The following is an 18,154-nucleotide window of genomic DNA, read 5'->3' on the forward strand; positions in this document are numbered from 1 at the left end:
AGGAAGGGCGATGTTCGAGCGCGCTCCTACCAGCGTGGCGGCAAAGCGCCAAGATCAGACCTTCAGTGGCTCCAGCGCGAACAGCTTGCCTGCGGCATATTTCTCGTCGTTCGGATTATAGGTCGTGGCAGGCAGGAAGCTCTGTTCGTGCACGGCGAGATCCTTAAGCCCGTCGATCTTGTAGGTGCCCATCTTATATTCGCGCGGCGGCTTGCCATCGCGTTCCAGCGCGACCGCGTCGACGAAGAGATCGTCATGCCGGGTCCACAGCACATGGGGAGCCAGCTTGACGTTCTGCTTGTTGTACGTCGCCGTGATGCACTTCTGGCGGGCGATGGCTTCTAGGACGATCTGGTTCGGTTCCATGGTGTAAGAATGATGAGGCGGGCAGGTGGTTGCAAGCAATTTTGTGCGCTGCACCATCATTGCGCCGGGACGGGACGGAATCCGTTTCGATTGACTTTTTGCGCCGCAACATCCATGTGGGCTTCAGCGAGGGCGGCAGGGCTGCTTTTGGATGCGCGCAGCGTGTGGGCTGGAAATTTCCGGCATCGGCCGTATCCTTCATCGCGAACCTTTTCACGGCAGCCTGATCACGCGGGTCGCTTTCTTTAGCGATCCGGCCGCATGCGCGGCGCGATCATCCGTACCCGCAGGTCTTGCGGCGAACCGGATGAGGCGCTTCCAGGCAGCCGCCTTATTTCGAAAGATTTCATGACCAATTTTTCCGATTTCGCGCTCGGCGCGACCTTTCAGAATACCCTCAAGAGCGAAGGCTATGAAGAGCCGACGCCGATCCAGCAGCAGGCTATCCCGTTGGCGCTGGAAGGCCGGGACATCCTCGGCATCGCGCAGACCGGCACGGGCAAGACGGCGGCCTTCTCGCTGCCTTCGCTCCACCGCCTGAACGAAAAGAAGCTCGGCACCGGGCGCAATCAGTGCCGCATGCTGGTGCTGGCACCGACGCGAGAGCTGGCGAAGCAAATCGCCGACAGCATGGTCACCTATGGCCGCGGCACGGGGCTGTACGTCACCACCGCGTTCGGCGGTGTGCCGATCAACCGGCAGAAGCGCGCGCTGGCCAAGGGCGTGGACGTGCTGGTGGCAACGCCGGGCCGTCTTCTCGACCTGTACGACCAGAATTCGCTCGATCTTTCGATGGTCGAAATCCTGGTGCTGGACGAGGCGGACCAGATGCTGGACCTCGGCTTCATGCAGCCGCTGAAGCGCATCGTCAAGCTGCTGCCGTACAAGCGCCAGAGCCTGTTCTTCTCGGCCACCATGCCGAAAACCATTGCCGAGCTAAGCCAGCAATTCCTGCGCGATCCTGCCAAGGTCTCCGTCGCGCCGCAGTCGACCACCGCCGAAAAGGTGGACCAATATGGCCTGTTCGTGCGCAGCGAAGACAAGCCGCAGATCCTGGCGAGCCTGCTTCGCAGCGAAGACCCGGACCGCGTGCTCGTGTTCACGCGTACCAAACATGGCGCGGATCGGCTGGTGAAGCATCTGGAGCGCGTGGGCATCGATGCCGTCGCGATCCACGGTAACAAAAGCCAGCCGCAGCGCGAAAAGGCGCTGAACGCCTTCCGCCGCGGCGGCGTCTCCGTGCTGGTCGCGACCGATATCGCCGCGCGCGGTATCGACGTTTCGGGCGTTTCGCATGTCTTCAATTACGAACTGCCCAACGTGCCGGAGCAATATGTGCATCGCATCGGTCGGACAGCGCGCGCGGATGCCAGCGGCACCGCGATCGCGCTGGTCGGGCCGGAAGAGCGCCAGTGGCTGCGCGATATCGAGCGGACCATCAAGATGAAGCTCGAAATCGCACCGCTTCCCAAGGGCTTCGACAAGCCCGAGATCGAGGAGCTTCCCCCGCCGCAGATGGGCGGCCAGCGCCAGCAGCGCTTCAAACCGCGTCCTGCGGGAGCGAAGGGCAAGCCGGCCGGTCGCGACGGAGCGCGCAAGCCCTCCGGCGATCGTCGTGGCGGCGAGGGCAAGGGTGGCCAGCGCGCCGGTGGCCAGAACCGCGGCCCGTCCGCCGGCAAGCCCGGCGGCGGTAACCGACGTCGCCGGACGAACCGCGGCGGCGGTGGCGGTGGCGGCGGACGCCCTCAGGGCTAAGACCTGTTGCGAGTCGCGGGCGCTTGTTGCGACTGGAAAGTCGCAAAGGTCCGTAGACAGGGTAGGGCCTTCACCTTCCCGCTTCGGCTTCTTGCTGGAGCCGTTGGCAACTAGAACTGATCGACGATTGGAAAGAGCCGCCGCACCTTAATGCCGCTGCTTTTGTGTAGGACAGCGATAAACTCTCCTGCCGGAGAGAGCGGCGCGCGGATCAGGCTTGGGTCAGCACGCGTTCGCCGCGCCGCGCGGTGAGGTTTTGCGAACCGGTGATCGTGCTGGAGCGCTGAGCGATATCGCTCACGAAATTCCAGTCGCAGCTGGCGGCCGTTGGCGTCAGTTCCACCGTCATATAGCCGCGCTTGCCGAAATTGGCCCATTTGAGCATCGGATTGGTTTCGCGGATCGCAGCCTCCAGCGTCGCGGCGGGCACGGTGGAGAAATAGCTCTCCATGCCGGGCGAGGTGACGCTGTGGCCGGCAAATTCCACGCCCACCGGGCGGCCGTCCTCGGTCAGATCGAACGCCCAGCCATTATGGCTGTCGCCCGATAGCACCACCAGATCGGCGTCCGCGTCCTGCGCCGCCTTGAACGCCCGGCTGCGCGCGGCGGGATAGCCGTCCCAACTGTCGAAATTGAAGGGCAGGCCCGCCTTGCTCGCCAAGGCGCCGACGGCGGAGCGCTGCTTCACATAGTCCGGCGCACTTTCCGGAATCCACTCCAGCGTCTGCTGCGGCATCAGCAAGGTGCCCATGACCGTCTGCTGCGCCCAGACCTGCCATTTCTCGCCCGCGCCGACGGAGCGCTTGAGCTGATCCGCGAACCAGCCCTCCTGATCCAGCCCCAGCATGGTGTGGGCGGGATCGCGATAGGTCTGCTCGCGAAATTCCACGAGCGCGGCCTCGATATTGCCCTTGCCCTGCAGCACTTCGGACAGATCGAACTGCTTGGCCCGCGCGTGCAGGCGGCTTTCGGTCAGCAGGATGGTGGCAAGATCACCCACGCGATAGCTTTTCCACTGGTCTTCGGTGTCCGGCAGATCGTGCACCGGCATCCATTCGCGATAGGTGCGCCGCGCGATGCGCTTGCGCATCTCGTAATCGCCTTCGTTCGGCTGATGGTTCTGCGCGCCATGCTCCCAGGCGTCATTGGCGATCTCATGATCGTCCCACTGCGCCAGCATCGGCCAAAGCTGGTGGACGCGCTGCAGGTCCGGATCGGCGCGGTAGCTTTGATAGCGCAGGCGATAATCGGTCAGCGTCAGGATTTCGTGATCCGGCTGCACCGCGCGGCCCGGCAAGGCGACATCGGGATAGGTGCCGGGGCCATATTCGTAAAAATAATCGCCCAGATGCATGATGATATCCAGATCATCGCGCGCCGCCGCTGCGGCATAGGCATTGAAATAGCCGAAAGGCATGTTGGAGCAACTGAACACGCCCATGCGCCATTTATCGGTCTCGCCATCGGGCAATGTGCGTGTGCGCCCTTGCGGCGAGGCGCTGCCGTCGGGGGCAACGAAGCGATAATAATACCACCGGCCGGGCTGCAGGCCGTCGACCACCAGCTTGGCGCAATAGTCACGTGTCGGAGAGGCGGTGGTCGAACCGCCGCCGACCACCTTGCCCGTGGCCGGATCGGTGACTTCCACGGTCAGGCGCGTATCGCCGCTGCCGACATAGCGCGTCCATAGCAACACCGAATCCTGTCCCGGCTCGCCCGACGCAACGCCGTGCGAAAAGCCGGTGGCGGACTGGAAGGCGAAGGCGGCACCGGGAATGGTCAGCGCGCCGATGCCGAAGGTGCCTGCCTGCAACAACAGGCGCCGATCGATCTGGAGGGTCATGCGAAATCCTTCTGTGTCTGGCGTGGACGCCTCATGCACCCGCTCCGTGACCGCAGCATGACCTATCCCGCAAGTCCGAGGCCGAGAAGCAGGAAGGTGAAGATAAGGCCGATCACCGGGATAAGGGAAAGTAGGACAACGAGGCGCAACAACGTGGAAAGCCGCGAAAACCCGTAAGCGTGGCGCAGCTGGCGGTAGAGATGGATTGGCGGGAATATCAGGCCGATGGGTATCAATAGACCCGAAGAAACGCCCGCTTTGCCGAGCAGCGTCAGCGCCAGGAACAGGAGCACCATGAAACTAAGCGAGTAGGTTGTGAAGACGGCGTGATCGTAGAAGCGCACGCTTTTGGCGCCGATCGTCACCAGCCAGATGAAGGGCAGGGACAGCGGGATCAGCAGCCAAGCGAATTTATAGCCGTTCGACTGCATCTTATATTGGATCAGCCCCGGATTGGCCTGAAATTTGTGCGCTGCCGTCTCAACTATGTGATCCAGAAGAGGGCTGCCGGTGTTGATCGCCTCAGTTCCGTTTTGGCCGACCCTCTCATCTACGCCGATCATCTCCGGATAAGGCATCGGCTCCTGACGTAGCATGGCAATGCCATTGCGGGCCGCCATCTCCTCACGCAGCGCCTCTTCCAACCCCGCGCGTCCGGTATCGCCGGGTGGGAGAGCCTTCAGCGCCGCCGAGTCTTTGTGGATCTTCTGATCGAGCTGTTCCGATTCCCTTTGATAGGCGGCATCGGTTTCCGGGCTCTGCATGTTTTCGAACGGGCCGCCGGTGAAGCTGAAGATCACGAACATCAGAAAGATCGCGAACAGGAACAGAGCCATCGGGGAGACGAAGCGTTTGCGTTCGCCATCGATATATCTGCGGGTCAGTTCGCCCGGGCGCCAGACGAGCAGCGGCGCGCTATGCCAGAAAGCACCTTCGAAATGCAGCACGCCATGGAGGAAATCATGACCGAGCGCGGACAGTGTGCGGTGGACATGCGCGTGCTGCCCGCAGGCATGGCAGTGCGATCCGATGAGCGCTGTGCCGCAATTGAGGCAGGCGGTTTCCGTCGTGTGCCCATCTTCGGACAGGTCCGTCTGTCTTTCGTCGTTCACCCCGAAGTGCCCCCATTGCCCTGTCCCCGTGGGATTATCAGCCCGGCCGGGTCAGGGCAATGTGATGGCCTTTCGCTATCAAAAGCGAGCGGCGAGTTGGACCCCGTACAGACGCGGTTCGCCCGCGATGTAAGTAGTGGTGCCGAAGGAGCCGCCGGTATTGCCCGCATCGATCAGATAGTCCTTACCGAGCAGATTGCGGGCAAAACCGCTGATCTCATAGCGGCCGTCGTCGAACGTCACGCCGCCGCGCAGATTGACGAGGACATAGCCGTCCTGGCTGGTGGAGGGATCGTTCGGCACCTCGAAGAACACGCGGCTCTGATAGGTGGCGGTGGGCGTGAAGAAAATCGCCGTGCCGCCGCCCAGGTCCGCGTTGAATTCGATCCCGCCCGACGCGCTATGTTCGGGCGTCAGACGGAAACGGCTGTCCTGGAAGGAGAACTGGCTGGCCGTACCCTCCGCCGGCTCGCCGATCTTGGCGTCGATATAGGCGTAGTTGGCGAACAGACGCAGCGCGCGCGACACGCGGTAGCTGGTTTCCACCTCAATGCCGAAATTCGATGCCTGGCCCGCGTTTACCGGAATGACGGTGCCGGCCGGAATGGGGTTGCCATTCTGATCCACCGTGTCCTGCTGGGTAATGAGGCTGGTCTGGAAGTTGCTGTAATCCTGATAAAAGGCGCCGATCGAGCCGGTAAAGCCGCCAAAGCTGCCCTTGATTCCGCCTTCATAGTTCCAGACCGTTTCCGCATCCACGATGGTCAGGCTGGGCTGCGGACCGGTCTCTCCGGCGCGCGGGCCGCGCGCGGTGAGGTTCAGCACCGGCGAGCGGCGCCCCTTGGAGATGGTGGCGTAAACGTTCACGTCCCGCGTGACGCGGTAAAGCGCGTTGAAGCGCGGCAGGAAGGCGTCGAAATCGTCGCTCGCCCGGAACGTCTGCCCCGCGGTGTCCACCGCGCCGAGTAGCGACACGCCCGGCACGCCGAGGCCAGCAAATACCTGGCTACCCGGCTGGCGCGAAAAATAGGTCGATTGGCGTTCCTCGTAGAGGTAGCGCAGCCCCGCCGTCAGCTCGAGTAGACCGAAGATTGCCGTGCCGTCTGCAAATACCGAGTAGCTTGTGTTCTTGCCGCCATTTTCGAAGACGCTGGAATAGGGAATGATGCTGGCCGCCCCGCGCGTCAGAATAGCGCTGGCATTGGGTGCGGTGTAGCCGACGGCTGCGCTGTAGCATGGATTGGCGCCGCCCTGTGCGCCGGAGAGTACGGCCTGAACCGGTGCGAAGGCGGGGAAGGGCGCGCAGGCGATGTACGTGCCTTCATCGGTGGAGAAGGGCACCCCTTGCGTGCCTTCCTCGTGAAAGATGTTGAAACCCGCAAAACCGCGGAAGCGGTCGCTGTCATAGCTGATGCGGGTTTCGTGGCTCATCTGCTGGCCCTTCGCATCCTCTGCAAATTCCAGGAAGAAAAGGCCGGAACCGTCCGCATCGAACACCTCAAGGCTGTCGAACTTGCGGTAGCCGGTGATCGAATCGAGCTGCCAGGCATCGCCGATCGGGAATTCGATGCTGAGATTGGCATCGTAAACCTCGCGGTTTAGCCCGAGTTTTGGCAGGCCGAGAACGCTTTCGCTGAATGGCGATCCACCAAGTTCTGCGAAACTGTAGGGGCTGGTGTCGCCACCGGTGGGCGGCAGCGTGCCGGATTTGAATGCGGTGCCGGGATTACGCTGTTGTTCGTAGGTGGCGATGAAATCGATATGCCCGCCCGCGGCCGGATTGATGCGGATCGAGCCGCGCACGCCGAACTGATTCACCCCGTTCAGATCGTCCTGCTCGATGCCGACCTGATTGCCGCTGACCGTGCCCGGCTGGCCGCCGATATTGCGGACATAGCCGTCACGATATTTGTAGACGGCGGCGAGGCGCCCGGAAATGAACTCGGTGCCCCCGTTCACCACCGCATTGGCCTGCACCGCGTTAAGATTGCCGTAGCTGACCGAGGCGGAGGCGCTTTCTTCCGGCGTCGGCCGGTTGGTGATGACGCTGATCGCGCCGATCGTCGAGGCGGTGCCGAACAGCGTCGCCTGCGGGCCCTTCACCACCTCGATCCGTTCAATATCGAACAGATCGAAATAGGAGCCGCGCGAACGGGAGACGTCGATGCCATTATAATAGATGGAAACGCGCGGCGCGATCTGCGCGCTGCCGGAATCCGACGTAATGCCGCGGATCACGAAGCCGGGATTGTTGGGGCTCTGCTCCTGCACAATCAGGCCGGGAATATAGGCGGCGACCTCATCGAACTCATCGACGCCGATCTCCTTGAGAGCCTCTCCGCTAAGCGCGCTCACGGTGAGCGGCACGTCGCTGATCGACTCTGCGCGTTTTTGCGCGGTGACGACGATCTCCGAATCGATCGCAGCGCTTTCTGCACCGTCGGCAGCAGGATCGGTTGCCTGGGCCTGCGCAGCGGCCGAGCCGAAGGCGGCGAGCGAAATGGCGATGGCGGCGTGGGAGGTAAAACGCATGGAAGAGGGCCCTCTGTTGGCGGTTATTGTGCGCACGCCAGTGAGGATGCGGTGTTACGCGGCGGCGTAGGTCCTGTGTCGCGGCGAAGTCGGGCCAGTGAAAATTTCGTGATGTTGCCTGAAACCAACATTTTGGCAGGCGACGGGCGGCTTTTGCCGGGCTAGACCCGTAAGCTACGCACGGTCCTGGGGCCGGGTGATTTTTATCGGAGCGTTCATTTTTGGCCCATCTGCGATCGATCGGCACCGCCGTTCCGGACACCGTGCTGCTGCAAAGCGAGGTGCTTTCGATCATCGAGGCCGGACGCGGCATGCCGATGCCGGGGCGCATGGAAGCAATCTTGGTCAATACGGGGATCGAGCAGCGCCGCATCGCTCGTCCGGTTGATTTCTACATGCGCCCGCGTAGCTGGCCGGAACGCGCCGCGACCTATGAAGAGGTGGGCAAGGACCTGTTCTGCCGCGCGGCTGGCAAGGCGCTGGATGATGCGGGGCTGGTCCCTGCGGATATCGATACCATCGTCTTCATTTCCACCACGGGCACACTGACGCCTAGCCTGCCGAGCCGCATGGTGGAACTGATGGGCTTCGATCAGGACACGCGCACGGTGCCGCTGTTCGGTTATGGCTGTGCGGGCGGCGTGCTTGGCCTCTCTGTTGCCGCCGATCTGACGCCGCCGGGCAAGACCACGCTGTTCGTGGCGATGGAGCTGTGCAGCCTGGCTTATGATCATCAGCGCATGGACAAGAAGGACGTGGTGGCCGCCGCGTTGTTCGCGGATGGCTGCGCCGCAGCCGTGGTAACCGGGGAGGGGCCGGGCCCACGCTTCGGCCGCTTCGTCCAGCGCGTATGGCCGGACAGCATCGACATGATGGGATGGGAGATCGGCGACACCGGTTTCGATCTGGTGCTTGCGAAGAACATTCCGGCGTTCGTCGCCCAGGAATTTGCGCCTCTGTGCGATGCCTATCTGGCGGACGAAGGATTGACCCTGGACGCGCTGGCAGAGCCCGCCTGTCATCCGGGCGGGGGCAGGGTGGTCGATGCGCTGGCCGACTATTTCGCACCCGCCGCCGCGCCGGTTGAGGAGCGCCTGCCGGCAACACGCGCAGTGCTGCGGGAATATGGCAATATGTCCTCTCCCACGGTGCTGTTCGTGCTGGACCGCTTAATGGCGCAGCGACAGGCGAAGCCGGTTCTGCTAACCGCACTCGGCCCCGGCTTTACCGGTGCGATCGGAGTGCTGAGACCATGACGCCTATCGTCGAATGGCCCGCTTGGGCGGTGCTGCTGATTGCCTATGTCTTCCTGCAGCGGATTGCCGAGCTTGCAATCGCGCAGCGCAACACGCGGGCGCTGATTAAAGAGGGCGCGCACGAGTTCGGGCGCAAAGGCTATCCGCTTTTCATTGCGCTCCACAGTGCGTGGTTGATCTCTATCGTCATCTTTGCCGTGCCGAGTCCGCGGCCTGATTTGTTGTTGCTGCTGCTATTCGCGCTGACCCAGGCGCTGCGTTACTGGGCGCTGTTCACGCTGGGCCGTTACTGGACCACCCGGCTCATCAGCTCGCCCAACTTTCCGCGCATCCGAAAGGGGCCGTACCGGTTCTTCCCGCACCCCAACTATCTGGTGGTGGTGGCGGAGATCGCGCTGGTGCCTTTGATTATGAATGAGGAGACGGTGGCAATCGTCTTCACCTTCCTGAACGCCGCTCTGCTTGTCTGGCGGATCCGGATGGAAAACCGGGTGCTGGGGCACCGGCGCACCGACTGATCGCAGGCGTTCGTAGGGCGGCCGCAGCCCTGTCCGATGCCCCACGAACAGGCGTTGACCTTTGCCGCGCAAGCTTCTAAAGGCCGCGCTTCCGTTTGGCGACCGCTCTGCCGGTCCCTATATGGGAACCCAAGCCAGTAACAGGCTGAAACAAGCGCGCATGGGGCGGGCGGATCAACGGGCTGGCCCCGCCGTCACCACACGCTGCCATGCGTTCTAGTAACCGCCGCCAGGATTCGGGAGAAACGGTTTTCCGTTCCGATGCCTGGCAAGACATAGATACAAGGTGAAGCATTTATGCCGACTATCAACCAGCTGATCCGCAAGGGTCGCGTTCCGCAGAAGGCCAAGAGCAAGGTCCCTGCGATGGAGCAGAACCCGCAGAAGCGCGGCGTTTGCACTCGCGTCTACACGACCACGCCGAAGAAGCCGAACTCGGCTCTACGTAAGGTTGCCAAGGTTCGCCTGACCAACCAGCGCGAAGTCATCTCCTACATCCCGGGCGAAGGCCATAACCTGCAGGAGCACAGCGTTGTGCTGATCCGCGGCGGCCGTGTGCGCGACCTTCCCGGCGTTCGCTACCACGTCCTTCGCGGCGTGCTCGATACGCAGGGCGTCAAGGATCGTAAGCAGAGCCGTTCGAAGTACGGCGCGAAGCGTCCTAAGTAAGAACCGGGTTCAGGAGATAAGATATGTCACGTCGTCGTCGCCCCGAAAAGCGCGAGATCCTTCCCGACCCTAAGTTCGGTGATGTGGTCCTTTCCAAATTCATGAACAACCTGATGTATGACGGCAAGAAGTCTGCCGCCGAACGCATCGTTTATGGTGCTCTCGACACGGTCGAGGCACGCGCCAAGACCGATCCGATCCAGCTGTTCCATGATGCGCTCAACAACATCAAGCCGGGCATCGAAGTTCGCAGCCGCCGCGTCGGCGGTGCGACCTATCAGGTGCCGGTCGAGGTTCGTCCCGAGCGCGCCCAGGCTCTCGCCATCCGTTGGCTGATCTCGGCCGCGCGCGGCCGCGGTGAGACCACCATGGCCGCCCGCCTGTCGAGCGAGCTGATGGATGCTGCCAACAACCGCGGTAACGCTGTGAAGAAGCGTGAAGACACGCACCGGATGGCCGAAGCCAACCGCGCCTTCTCGCACTATCGCTGGTAAGCGCTCGATCATCTGAATGACGGGGAGAGGGGCTGGCCAACACCGGCCCCTCTTCCTATATCGCCCCCGAAAATCCGGTTCTCCGAATCGGACCTGTAATCTTACATCCCCTGGAGTAGCCATCATGGCCCGCGATTATCCGCTCGAAAAATACCGCAATATCGGCATCATGGCGCATATCGACGCCGGTAAGACCACGACGACCGAGCGGATCCTGTTCTACACCGGTAAGTCCTACAAGATCGGCGAAGTCCATGACGGCGCCGCCACGATGGACTGGATGGAGCAGGAGCAGGAGCGCGGCATCACGATCACGTCCGCCGCGACGACCTGTTTCTGGAACGATCACCGGATCAACATCATCGACACTCCCGGTCACGTGGACTTCACCATTGAAGTCGAGCGTAGCCTTCGCGTGCTCGACGGCGCGGTTGCATGCTTTGACGGCGTTGCCGGCGTGGAGCCGCAGTCCGAGACGGTGTGGCGTCAGGCGGACAAGTACAAAGTGCCGCGGATGTGCTTCATCAACAAGCTCGACCGTACCGGTGCCAATTTCGAATTCTGCGTGCAGTCGATCATCGATCGTCTGGGCGCGACGCCGGCCGTTCTCTATCTGCCGATCGGCATCGAGAGCGACCTTCAGGGGCTCGTGGACCTCGTTCACAATCGCGGCATCATCTGGGAATCGGAAGGCCTCGGCGCCGAATTCAACTATGTCGATATCCCGGACGATCTGAAGGACAAGGCCGCCGAATATCGCGAGAAGCTGATCGAGCTTGCTGTCGAGCAGGACGACGAGGCGATGGAAGCCTATCTGGAAGGCAATGAACCCGACGTCGACACGCTGAAGAAGCTGATCCGCAAGGGTACGCTCGAGCAGGCGTTCGTTCCGGTGCTCTGTGGCTCCGCGTTCAAGAACAAGGGCGTTCAGCCGCTGCTCGACGCCGTGGTCGACTATCTGCCGAGCCCGCTCGACGTTCCGGCCATCAAGGGCGTGCTGCCCGACAGCGATCAGGAAGACAGCCGTCCGTCCAGCGACGAAGCGCCGTTCAGCGCCCTCGCGTTCAAGATCATGAACGATCCGTTCGTGGGCACGCTGACTTTTGCGCGCATCTATTCCGGCGTCTTGGAGAAAGGCACCGTCCTGAACTCCGTGAAGGACAAGAAGGAAAAGATCGGCCGCATGCTGCTGATGCATGCCAACAACCGCGAAGACATCGAGGCGGCCTATGCCGGCGACATCGTTGCTATCGCGGGCCTCAAGGAGACGACGACGGGCGATACGCTTTGCGCATCGAACAAGCCGATCATTCTGGAGCGCATGGAATTCCCCGATCCGGTTATCGAGCTGTCGGTGGAGCCGAAGACCAAGGCCGACCAGGAAAAGATGGGCGTCGCGCTCAATCGTCTGGCCGCCGAGGATCCGTCCTTCCGCGTTTCGACCGATCACGAATCGGGTCAGACGATCATCAAGGGCATGGGCGAGCTTCACCTCGACATCCTCGTCGATCGCATGAAGCGCGAATTCAAGGTTGAAGCGAACGTCGGTGCGCCGCAGGTGGCCTATCGCGAGTCGCTGAAGCGTGAAGTCGAAGTCGACTACACCCACAAGAAGCAGTCGGGTGGTTCGGGCCAGTTCGGCCGCGTGAAGGTTGTGGTCAGCCCCGGTGAGCGCGGGCAGGGCATCAACTTCATGGACGAGACCAAGGGCGGCGTGATTCCGAAGGAATATATCCCGTCGGTCGAAAAGGGCATGCGTGAGACGGCTGAGACCGGATCGCTGATCGGCTTCCCGATCATCGACTTCGACATTCGTTTGATCGATGGTCAGACCCATGACGTCGACTCCTCGGCGCTGGCGTTCGAAATCACCGGCCGTGCGGCGATGCGCGAAGTGGCGCAGAAGGCCGGCATCAAGCTGCTCGAGCCGGTCATGAAGGTGGAGGTCATCACCCCGGAAGAGTATCTGGGCGACGTGATCGGCGATCTGAACTCCCGCCGTGGCCAGATTCAGGGTACCGACACGCGCGGTATCGCGCAGGCGGTTGACGCGATCGTGCCGCTTGCCAACATGTTCGGTTATGTGAACCAGCTCCGCTCGTTCACTCAGGGACGTGCGCAGTACACGATGCAGTTCTCGCACTATGAAGAAGTGCCGCAGAATGTGGCCGACGAAGTGAAAGAGAAGCTGGCCTAAGCGCACAGGATCGGCTATCGGGCTCGCTTTCGCGCCTGATAGCCCGTTCATCAGGCGGCGCACAGCCGAGTATAGATGGTTGACTTGGGGCCGAAGCGACGCCAATGCGCGGCGCTTCGGAGCCCGGCAAACGACATTGCAGAAGAAGGTAGGGTAAAATGGCAAAAGCAAAATTCGAGCGGAACAAGCCGCACGTAAACGTTGGTACCATCGGTCACGTCGACCATGGCAAGACCACGCTGACCGCAGCGATCACCAAGGTGATGGCTGAAGTCCATGGCGGCGCCGCCGTCGACTTCGCCAACATCGACAAGGCTCCTGAAGAGCGCGAGCGCGGCATCACCATCTCGACCGCGCACGTCGAGTATGAAACCGCCGAGCGTCACTATGCGCACGTCGATTGCCCGGGCCACGCCGACTATGTGAAGAACATGATCACCGGCGCCGCGCAGATGGACGGTGCTATCCTCGTCGTGAACGCCGCCGACGGCCCCATGCCGCAGACCCGTGAGCACATCCTGCTCGCCCGTCAGGTCGGCGTGCCGGCTCTGGTCGTGTTCATGAACAAGGTCGATCAGGTTGACGACGAAGAGCTCCTCGAGCTCGTCGAGCTGGAAATCCGCGAGCTGCTTAGCTCGTACGACTTCCCGGGTGACGATATTCCGATCGTTGCTGGTTCGGCTCTCGCCGCCCTCGAAGGCCGCGACGACAACATCGGCAAGGAAAAGATCATTGCCCTGATGGACGCCGTCGACAGCTACATCCCGAAGCCGGATCGCCCCGTCGACCGCGACTTCCTGATGCCGATCGAAGACGTGTTCTCGATCTCGGGCCGTGGTACGGTTGTGACCGGCCGCGTCGAGACCGGCGTTGTGAACGTCGGCGACGAAGTCGAGATCGTTGGCATCAAGGACACCACCAAGACGACCGTGACCGGCGTCGAAATGTTCCGCAAGCTGCTCGATCGCGGCGAAGCGGGCGACAACATCGGTGCGCTGCTTCGCGGCACCGCGCGTGACGACGTCGAGCGTGGCCAGGTTCTAGCCAAGCCCGGTTCGATCACGCCGCACACCGAGTTCGACGCAGAAGTGTACGTGCTGTCGAAGGATGAGGGTGGCCGTCACACGCCGTTCTTCGCCAACTATCGTCCGCAGTTCTACTTCCGCACCACCGACGTGACCGGCGAAGTGATCCTCCCCGAGGGCACCGAGATGGTCATGCCTGGCGACAACGTGACGATCGGCGTGAAGCTGATTGCCCCGATCGCCATGGACGAAGGTCTGCGCTTCGCTATCCGCGAAGGTGGCCGTACCGTCGGTGCAGGGGTTGTCAGCACCATCAAGGTCTAATATAGACCCCTCAGCCGCCCGGGTCGTTGATTCGGGCGGCTCTACATTTTGAAGCCGCCCCGGCGTTTCCTGCGGGATTTCTGGGGCGGTTTGTTTTTGGCTCTTTCGCATCGGTAGTGTTTGGACGTTATGGAAACGCAGAATATTCGCATTCGCCTCAAGGCCTTTGATCACCGCGTGCTCGATCAGGCGACCGGGGATATCGCCGATACTGCACGGCGCACCGGCGCCCTTATCCGTGGCCCCATTCCGCTGCCGACGCGTATCGAGAAGTTCACCGTGAACCGCGGTCCGCATGTCGACAAGAAGTCGCGCGAGCAGTTCGAGGTGCGTACCTATAAGCGGCTGCTCGACATCGTGCAGCCCACGCCGCAGACGGTCGATGCGCTGATGAAGCTCGATCTCGCCGCCGGCGTGAACGTGGAAATCAAGCTGGCTTAATCGCTGGCTATGCTCCGGACATGATCCGGGGCTGCGATCGCGGAGCCATCTGGCTCCGTCGGTTCGAGGGATACCTCCGGCGCCGCCTTCGGGCACAGCCGGGCAAGCGTCCCCCGTCTCGCTTCGCCAAGGTCTTTCGGCCTGGCGCTGCACTCAGCCCGGACGGGGCGACGTTACGAACATCTGGGCTGAAACGAGCTTCGTCGAATTGTCGGCGGGGCTCGCACGCCTTTCGGGAATGGTCCCGTCAGGCCTCTGTTGAAGGAGTGTTTGATCATGCGCACTGGCGTGATCGCGAAAAAGATGGGGATGACCCGCCTCTTCCAGGAGGACGGCCAGCACGTGCCGGTCACCGTCTTGTCGCTAGAAAATTGTCAGGTCGTCGGCGAGCGCCGCGAAGAGCGTGATGGCTATTTTGCCGTCGCTCTCGGCGCGGGTGAACGCAAGGCGAAGAACGTCAACAAGCCGCAGCGCGAAGCGTTTGCAAAGGCTGAAGTGACCCCCAAGGCGCGCGTCGTGGAATTCCGCGTCGACAGCGAAGAGGGCCTGCTTCCCGTTGGCGCCACCGTCACCGCCGACCATTTCGTCGCCGGTCAGATGGTCGATATTCAAGGCCGTACGCAGGGTAAGGGCTTTGCCGGTGCCATGAAGCGTCACGGTTTCGGCGGTTTGCGCGCAACGCACGGCGTTTCGCTCAGCCACCGTTCGCATGGTTCGACGGGTAACCGTCAGGATCCGGGCAAGGTCTTCAAGAACAAGAAGATGGCCGGTCACATGGGTGATCGCGTTCGGACCCAACAGAACCTCGAAATCGTCCGCACCGACAGCGATCGCGGTCTGATCTTCGTGCGCGGCTCGGTGCCCGGTTCCAAGGGTGCTTGGCTGATCGTCAAGGACTCGGTGAAGGTGCCGATGCCGGAAGGTCTGCCGTTCCCCGGTGCCATGCGCCGCAACGCGGACCAGTTCTCGCACGAGAGTGCTGATGCCGGCATGATCGAGAGCGCGGCCGAGCATGAGCGTCAGGCGGGTCCGTCCGACGAGGAAATCGCGGCAGCCGCCGCCGAGCTGGAGCGCAGCCAGGAGCTGCAGGCCGAAGCGCAGGCGAATGCCGAGAAGGTAGAAAACCAGCCCAGCGACAGCGACAAGCCTGTCGATGGCGAAGAGAAGGAGGGCTAAGCCGTGAAGCTGAAGGTTCAGACCCTCGACGGCAAGAAAGCCGGCAACGATATCGAGCTTTCCGACGACGTGTTCGGGCTCGAGCCGCGTGCCGATATCCTGCACCGCGTCGTCACTTGGCAGCGTGAGAAGGCGCGCGGCACCGCCCGCCCGACCCGTGAGCGTAGTGACGTCGCCCGCACCGGCAAGAAGTTCGGTCGCCAGAAGGGCGGCGGTACGGCTCGTCACGGTGACCGCGCTGCCCCGATCTTCATCGGCGGCGGTAAGGCCCATGGTGCGCGCAAGCGTGACTTCGACCCGCAGCTCAACAAGAAGGTCCGTGCACTCGGCCTGAAGATGGCGCTGAGCGACAAGGCCAAGAGCGACAGCATCATCATTCTCGACACGCTCGAGATGAAGGATGCCAAGACCAAGGCGCTGAAGGATCAGGCCGCTGGCCTCGGCTTCGGCAAGCGCGTTCTGGTGATCGACGGCGAAAGCGTCGATGCGGGCTTCAAGAAGGCTTCGGCCAATCTGTTCGGCATCAATGTGATGCCTGCGGTCGGCGCCAATGTTTACGATATCCTTAGGGCCGAGACGCTGGTGCTGACCCGCGCCGCGGTCGAGAAGCTGGAGGCGCGTTTCAATGGCTAAGGCGAAAGCGAAAGGCGATATCGATACGCGTCATTACGACGTGATCGTGGCGCCCCACATCACCGAGAAGTCGACGCTTCTTTCCGAGAACAATGCGGTGGTCTTCAAGGTCGCCGGCACGTCCACCAAGCCGCAGATCAAGGCGGCGGTGGAAGCGCTGTTCGACGTGAAGGTCGAGCGCGTGAACACGATGGTCCAGAAGGGCAAGACCAAGCGCTGGAAAGGCCAGCCTTACCGCCGTTCGGACGTCAAGAAGGCCGTCGTTACCCTGGCTGAAGGCCAGAGCATCGACGTGACCACGGGAGTCTGAGATGGCGTTGAAGAGCTATAAACCGACCAGTCCGGCCCGCCGCGGCCTGGTGCTTGTCGACCGGAAGGGCCTGCACAAGGGCGGTCCGGTCAAGGCACTGACCGAAGGCAAGCGCAAGACCGGCGGCCGCAACAACAAGGGCCATGTCACCTCGCGCGGCATCGGCGGCGGTCACAAGCAGAAGTATCGCGTGATCGACTTCAAGCGTCGCAAATGGGACGTGGAAGCCACCGTCGAGCGTCTGGAATATGACCCCAACCGTTCGGCCTTCATCGCACTGGTGACCTACACCGACGGTGAGCAGGCTTACATTATCGCGCCGCAGCGTCTCAACGTCGGCGACAAGATCGTCGCTGGTGAGAAGACCGACACCAAGCCGGGCAACGCCATGTTGCTCAGCCAGATGCCGGTCGGCACGATCTGCCACAATATCGAGATGAAGCCGGGCAAGGGCGGTCAGATCGCTCGCAGCGCGGGCACCTACGCCCAGCTGGTCGGCCGCGATCGCGGCATGGTCATCATGCGGCTCAACTCGGGCGAGCAGCGCTACCTGCACGGCAATTGCATGGGCACGGTCGGCGCGGTTTCGAACCCCGACAACTCGAACACGACGCTGGCAAAGGCCGGTCGCAACCGCTGGCGCGGCAAGCGTCCGCTGACCCGCGGTGTTGCCAAGAACCCGGTCGATCACCCGCACGGCGGTGGTGAAGGCCGGACCTCGGGCGGCCGTCATCCGGTCACCCCGTGGGGCAAGCCGACCAAGGGCATGCGTACGCGTGACCGCAAGAAGGCGTCGAACAAGATGATCATCCGTTCGCGTCACGCGAAGAAGAAGAGGTAATCCATGGCACGCTCCGTATGGAAAGGCCCGTTCGTCGATCTCTACCTTTTGAAGAAGGCGGAAGACGCGCAGGAAAAATCCAGCCGCGCACCGATCAAGACCTGGTCGCGCCGCTCCACCATCTTGCCGCAGTTCGTCGGCCTGACCTTCACCGTTTATAACGGCCAGAAGTTCATCCCCGTGTCCGTCAATGAGGACATGGTTGGCCACAAGCTGGGCGAATTCGCGCCGACGCGGACCTTCCACGGTCACGGCGCCGACAAGAAGGGCAAGCGCTGATGGGACAGGCAAAGAACCCCCGCCGCGTGGAAGAGAATGAAGCGCTGGCCGTCGGCACGATGGTCAAGGGCTCCGCGCAGAAGCTCAACCTGGTCGCCGGCCTGATCCGCGGCCGCAAGGTTGAGGACGCGATGAACGTGCTGCAGTTCTCCAAGAAGGCGATGGCCGAAGACGTGCGCAAGGTGCTCGCTTCCGCCATTGCGAACGCAGAGAACAATCACAATCTGGATGTCGACGCGCTGGTCGTGTCGGAAGCCAGTGTCGGCAAATCGATCCGCATGAAGCGCTTCCGTGCTCGTGCCCGTGGCCGCGCCAGCCAGATTATCAAGCCGTTCAGCCGCATCCGTATCGTGGTGCGCGAACAGGAAGAGGAGGCCTAAGCG

General features: G+C 62.3%; 18 protein-coding genes. 14 read left to right on the forward strand and 4 right to left on the reverse strand.

The features are described 5' to 3' along the window. Positions 1–54: 54 nt before the first annotated feature. On the reverse strand, positions 55–366 hold the full coding sequence (locus I6A82_RS06510) for a hypothetical protein (RefSeq protein ID WP_187336910.1): 312 nt from the start codon (positions 364–366) through the stop codon (positions 55–57). 348 nt (positions 367–714) lie between these two features. Between I6A82_RS06510 and I6A82_RS06515 the strand changes: the two genes are divergently transcribed. After that, a complete protein-coding gene (locus I6A82_RS06515) occupies positions 715–2,121 on the forward strand; it encodes a DEAD/DEAH box helicase (RefSeq protein WP_187335641.1) in 1,407 nt (468 codons plus the stop codon). Positions 2,122–2,332: 211 nt separating this feature from the next. Here the strand turns inward: I6A82_RS06515 and I6A82_RS06520 are convergent, their stop codons facing one another. The 3 genes from I6A82_RS06520 to I6A82_RS06530 form a co-directional block, all read right to left on the reverse strand. Further along, positions 2,333–3,964, reverse strand: a complete 1,632-nt coding sequence (locus tag I6A82_RS06520) for an alkaline phosphatase D family protein (RefSeq protein ID WP_198094211.1) — start codon at positions 3,962–3,964, stop codon at positions 2,333–2,335. 62 nt (positions 3,965–4,026) lie between these two features. Further along, positions 4,027–5,076: a DUF3667 domain-containing protein gene (locus tag I6A82_RS06525; RefSeq protein WP_198094212.1), complete on the reverse strand. Its 1,050-nt coding sequence runs from the start codon at positions 5,074–5,076 to the stop codon at positions 4,027–4,029. A 78-nt stretch (positions 5,077–5,154) separates the two neighbouring features. Next, entirely contained in the window at positions 5,155–7,608 is a 2,454-nt protein-coding gene (locus tag I6A82_RS06530) for a TonB-dependent receptor (RefSeq protein ID WP_198094213.1), read from the reverse strand. A gap of 221 nt (positions 7,609–7,829) precedes the next feature. On the opposite strand from I6A82_RS06530, the gene I6A82_RS06535 reads away from it, so the two are divergent. From I6A82_RS06535 to rplV, 13 genes are all read left to right on the forward strand, one after another. Beyond that, complete coding sequence (locus I6A82_RS06535) at positions 7,830–8,864, forward strand: type III polyketide synthase (protein WP_198094214.1); 1,035 nt, start codon at positions 7,830–7,832, stop codon at positions 8,862–8,864. After that, entirely contained in the window at positions 8,861–9,382 is a 522-nt protein-coding gene (locus I6A82_RS06540) for an isoprenylcysteine carboxyl methyltransferase family protein (RefSeq protein ID WP_198094215.1), read from the forward strand. Before I6A82_RS06535 ends, I6A82_RS06540 begins: the two co-directional genes overlap by 4 nt. 297 nt (positions 9,383–9,679) lie before the next feature. Continuing rightward, positions 9,680–10,051 carry a 30S ribosomal protein S12 gene (gene rpsL / locus I6A82_RS06545; RefSeq protein ID WP_187335647.1) on the forward strand — a complete coding sequence of 124 codons (372 nt, stop codon included), beginning with the start codon at positions 9,680–9,682 and terminating at the stop codon, positions 10,049–10,051. Positions 10,052–10,074: 23 nt separating this feature from the next. Next, a complete protein-coding gene (rpsG, locus tag I6A82_RS06550) occupies positions 10,075–10,545 on the forward strand; it encodes a 30S ribosomal protein S7 (RefSeq protein ID WP_198094216.1) in 471 nt (156 codons plus the stop codon). Positions 10,546–10,669: 124 nt separating this feature from the next. After that, the gene (gene fusA, locus I6A82_RS06555) at positions 10,670–12,742 is read left to right on the forward strand and encodes an elongation factor G (protein ID WP_187335649.1); all 2,073 of its coding nucleotides are present in this window, start codon (positions 10,670–10,672) and stop codon (positions 12,740–12,742) included. A 158-nt stretch (positions 12,743–12,900) separates the two neighbouring features. After that, on the forward strand, positions 12,901–14,091 hold the full coding sequence (gene tuf, locus I6A82_RS06560) for an elongation factor Tu (protein WP_187335650.1): 1,191 nt from the start codon (positions 12,901–12,903) through the stop codon (positions 14,089–14,091). 129 nt (positions 14,092–14,220) lie between these two features. Further along, entirely contained in the window at positions 14,221–14,532 is a 312-nt protein-coding gene (gene rpsJ, locus I6A82_RS06565) for a 30S ribosomal protein S10 (protein ID WP_022672862.1), read from the forward strand. Positions 14,533–14,808: 276 nt separating this feature from the next. Then, positions 14,809–15,708 carry a 50S ribosomal protein L3 gene (rplC, locus tag I6A82_RS06570; RefSeq protein WP_198094217.1) on the forward strand — a complete coding sequence of 300 codons (900 nt, stop codon included), beginning with the start codon at positions 14,809–14,811 and terminating at the stop codon, positions 15,706–15,708. A 3-nt stretch (positions 15,709–15,711) separates the two neighbouring features. Continuing rightward, positions 15,712–16,341, forward strand: coding sequence for a 50S ribosomal protein L4 (gene rplD, locus I6A82_RS06575; protein WP_187335652.1), 630 nt, complete (start codon positions 15,712–15,714; stop codon positions 16,339–16,341). Next, positions 16,334–16,651, forward strand: a complete 318-nt coding sequence (locus I6A82_RS06580; RefSeq protein ID WP_187335653.1) for a 50S ribosomal protein L23 — start codon at positions 16,334–16,336, stop codon at positions 16,649–16,651. The genes rplD and I6A82_RS06580 overlap by 8 nt, the downstream gene beginning before the upstream one ends. A 1-nt stretch (position 16,652) precedes the next feature. Next, entirely contained in the window at positions 16,653–17,492 is an 840-nt protein-coding gene (rplB, locus tag I6A82_RS06585) for a 50S ribosomal protein L2 (protein WP_198094218.1), read from the forward strand. Positions 17,493–17,495: 3 nt separating this feature from the next. Further along, entirely contained in the window at positions 17,496–17,771 is a 276-nt protein-coding gene (rpsS, locus tag I6A82_RS06590) for a 30S ribosomal protein S19 (protein WP_187335655.1), read from the forward strand. Next, entirely contained in the window at positions 17,771–18,151 is a 381-nt protein-coding gene (rplV, locus tag I6A82_RS06595) for a 50S ribosomal protein L22 (RefSeq protein ID WP_187335656.1), read from the forward strand. Before rpsS ends, rplV begins: the two co-directional genes overlap by 1 nt. Positions 18,152–18,154 lie beyond the last annotated feature (3 nt).

The sequence above is a fragment of the Novosphingopyxis sp. YJ-S2-01 genome, assembly GCF_016093175.1.
GTDB lineage: Bacteria > Pseudomonadota > Alphaproteobacteria > Sphingomonadales > Sphingomonadaceae > Novosphingopyxis > Novosphingopyxis iocasae.

Coding starts and splice junctions, on each gene's coding strand:
- I6A82_RS06510 (WP_187336910.1), bottom strand. CDS start 366: ATGGAACCGAACCAGATCGTCCTAGAAGCCATCGCCCGCCAGAAGTGC.
- I6A82_RS06515 (WP_187335641.1), top strand. CDS start 715: ATGACCAATTTTTCCGATTTCGCGCTCGGCGCGACCTTTCAGAATACC.
- I6A82_RS06520 (WP_198094211.1), bottom strand. CDS start 3,964: ATGACCCTCCAGATCGATCGGCGCCTGTTGTTGCAGGCAGGCACCTTC.
- I6A82_RS06530 (WP_198094213.1), bottom strand. CDS start 7,608: ATGCGTTTTACCTCCCACGCCGCCATCGCCATTTCGCTCGCCGCCTTC.
- I6A82_RS06540 (WP_198094215.1), top strand. CDS start 8,861: ATGACGCCTATCGTCGAATGGCCCGCTTGGGCGGTGCTGCTGATTGCC.
- rpsL (WP_187335647.1), top strand. CDS start 9,680: ATGCCGACTATCAACCAGCTGATCCGCAAGGGTCGCGTTCCGCAGAAG.
- rpsG (WP_198094216.1), top strand. CDS start 10,075: ATGTCACGTCGTCGTCGCCCCGAAAAGCGCGAGATCCTTCCCGACCCT.
- fusA (WP_187335649.1), top strand. CDS start 10,670: ATGGCCCGCGATTATCCGCTCGAAAAATACCGCAATATCGGCATCATG.
- tuf (WP_187335650.1), top strand. CDS start 12,901: ATGGCAAAAGCAAAATTCGAGCGGAACAAGCCGCACGTAAACGTTGGT.
- rpsJ (WP_022672862.1), top strand. CDS start 14,221: ATGGAAACGCAGAATATTCGCATTCGCCTCAAGGCCTTTGATCACCGC.
- rplC (WP_198094217.1), top strand. CDS start 14,809: ATGCGCACTGGCGTGATCGCGAAAAAGATGGGGATGACCCGCCTCTTC.
- I6A82_RS06580 (WP_187335653.1), top strand. CDS start 16,334: ATGGCTAAGGCGAAAGCGAAAGGCGATATCGATACGCGTCATTACGAC.
- rplB (WP_198094218.1), top strand. CDS start 16,653: ATGGCGTTGAAGAGCTATAAACCGACCAGTCCGGCCCGCCGCGGCCTG.
- rpsS (WP_187335655.1), top strand. CDS start 17,496: ATGGCACGCTCCGTATGGAAAGGCCCGTTCGTCGATCTCTACCTTTTG.
- rplV (WP_187335656.1), top strand. CDS start 17,771: ATGGGACAGGCAAAGAACCCCCGCCGCGTGGAAGAGAATGAAGCGCTG.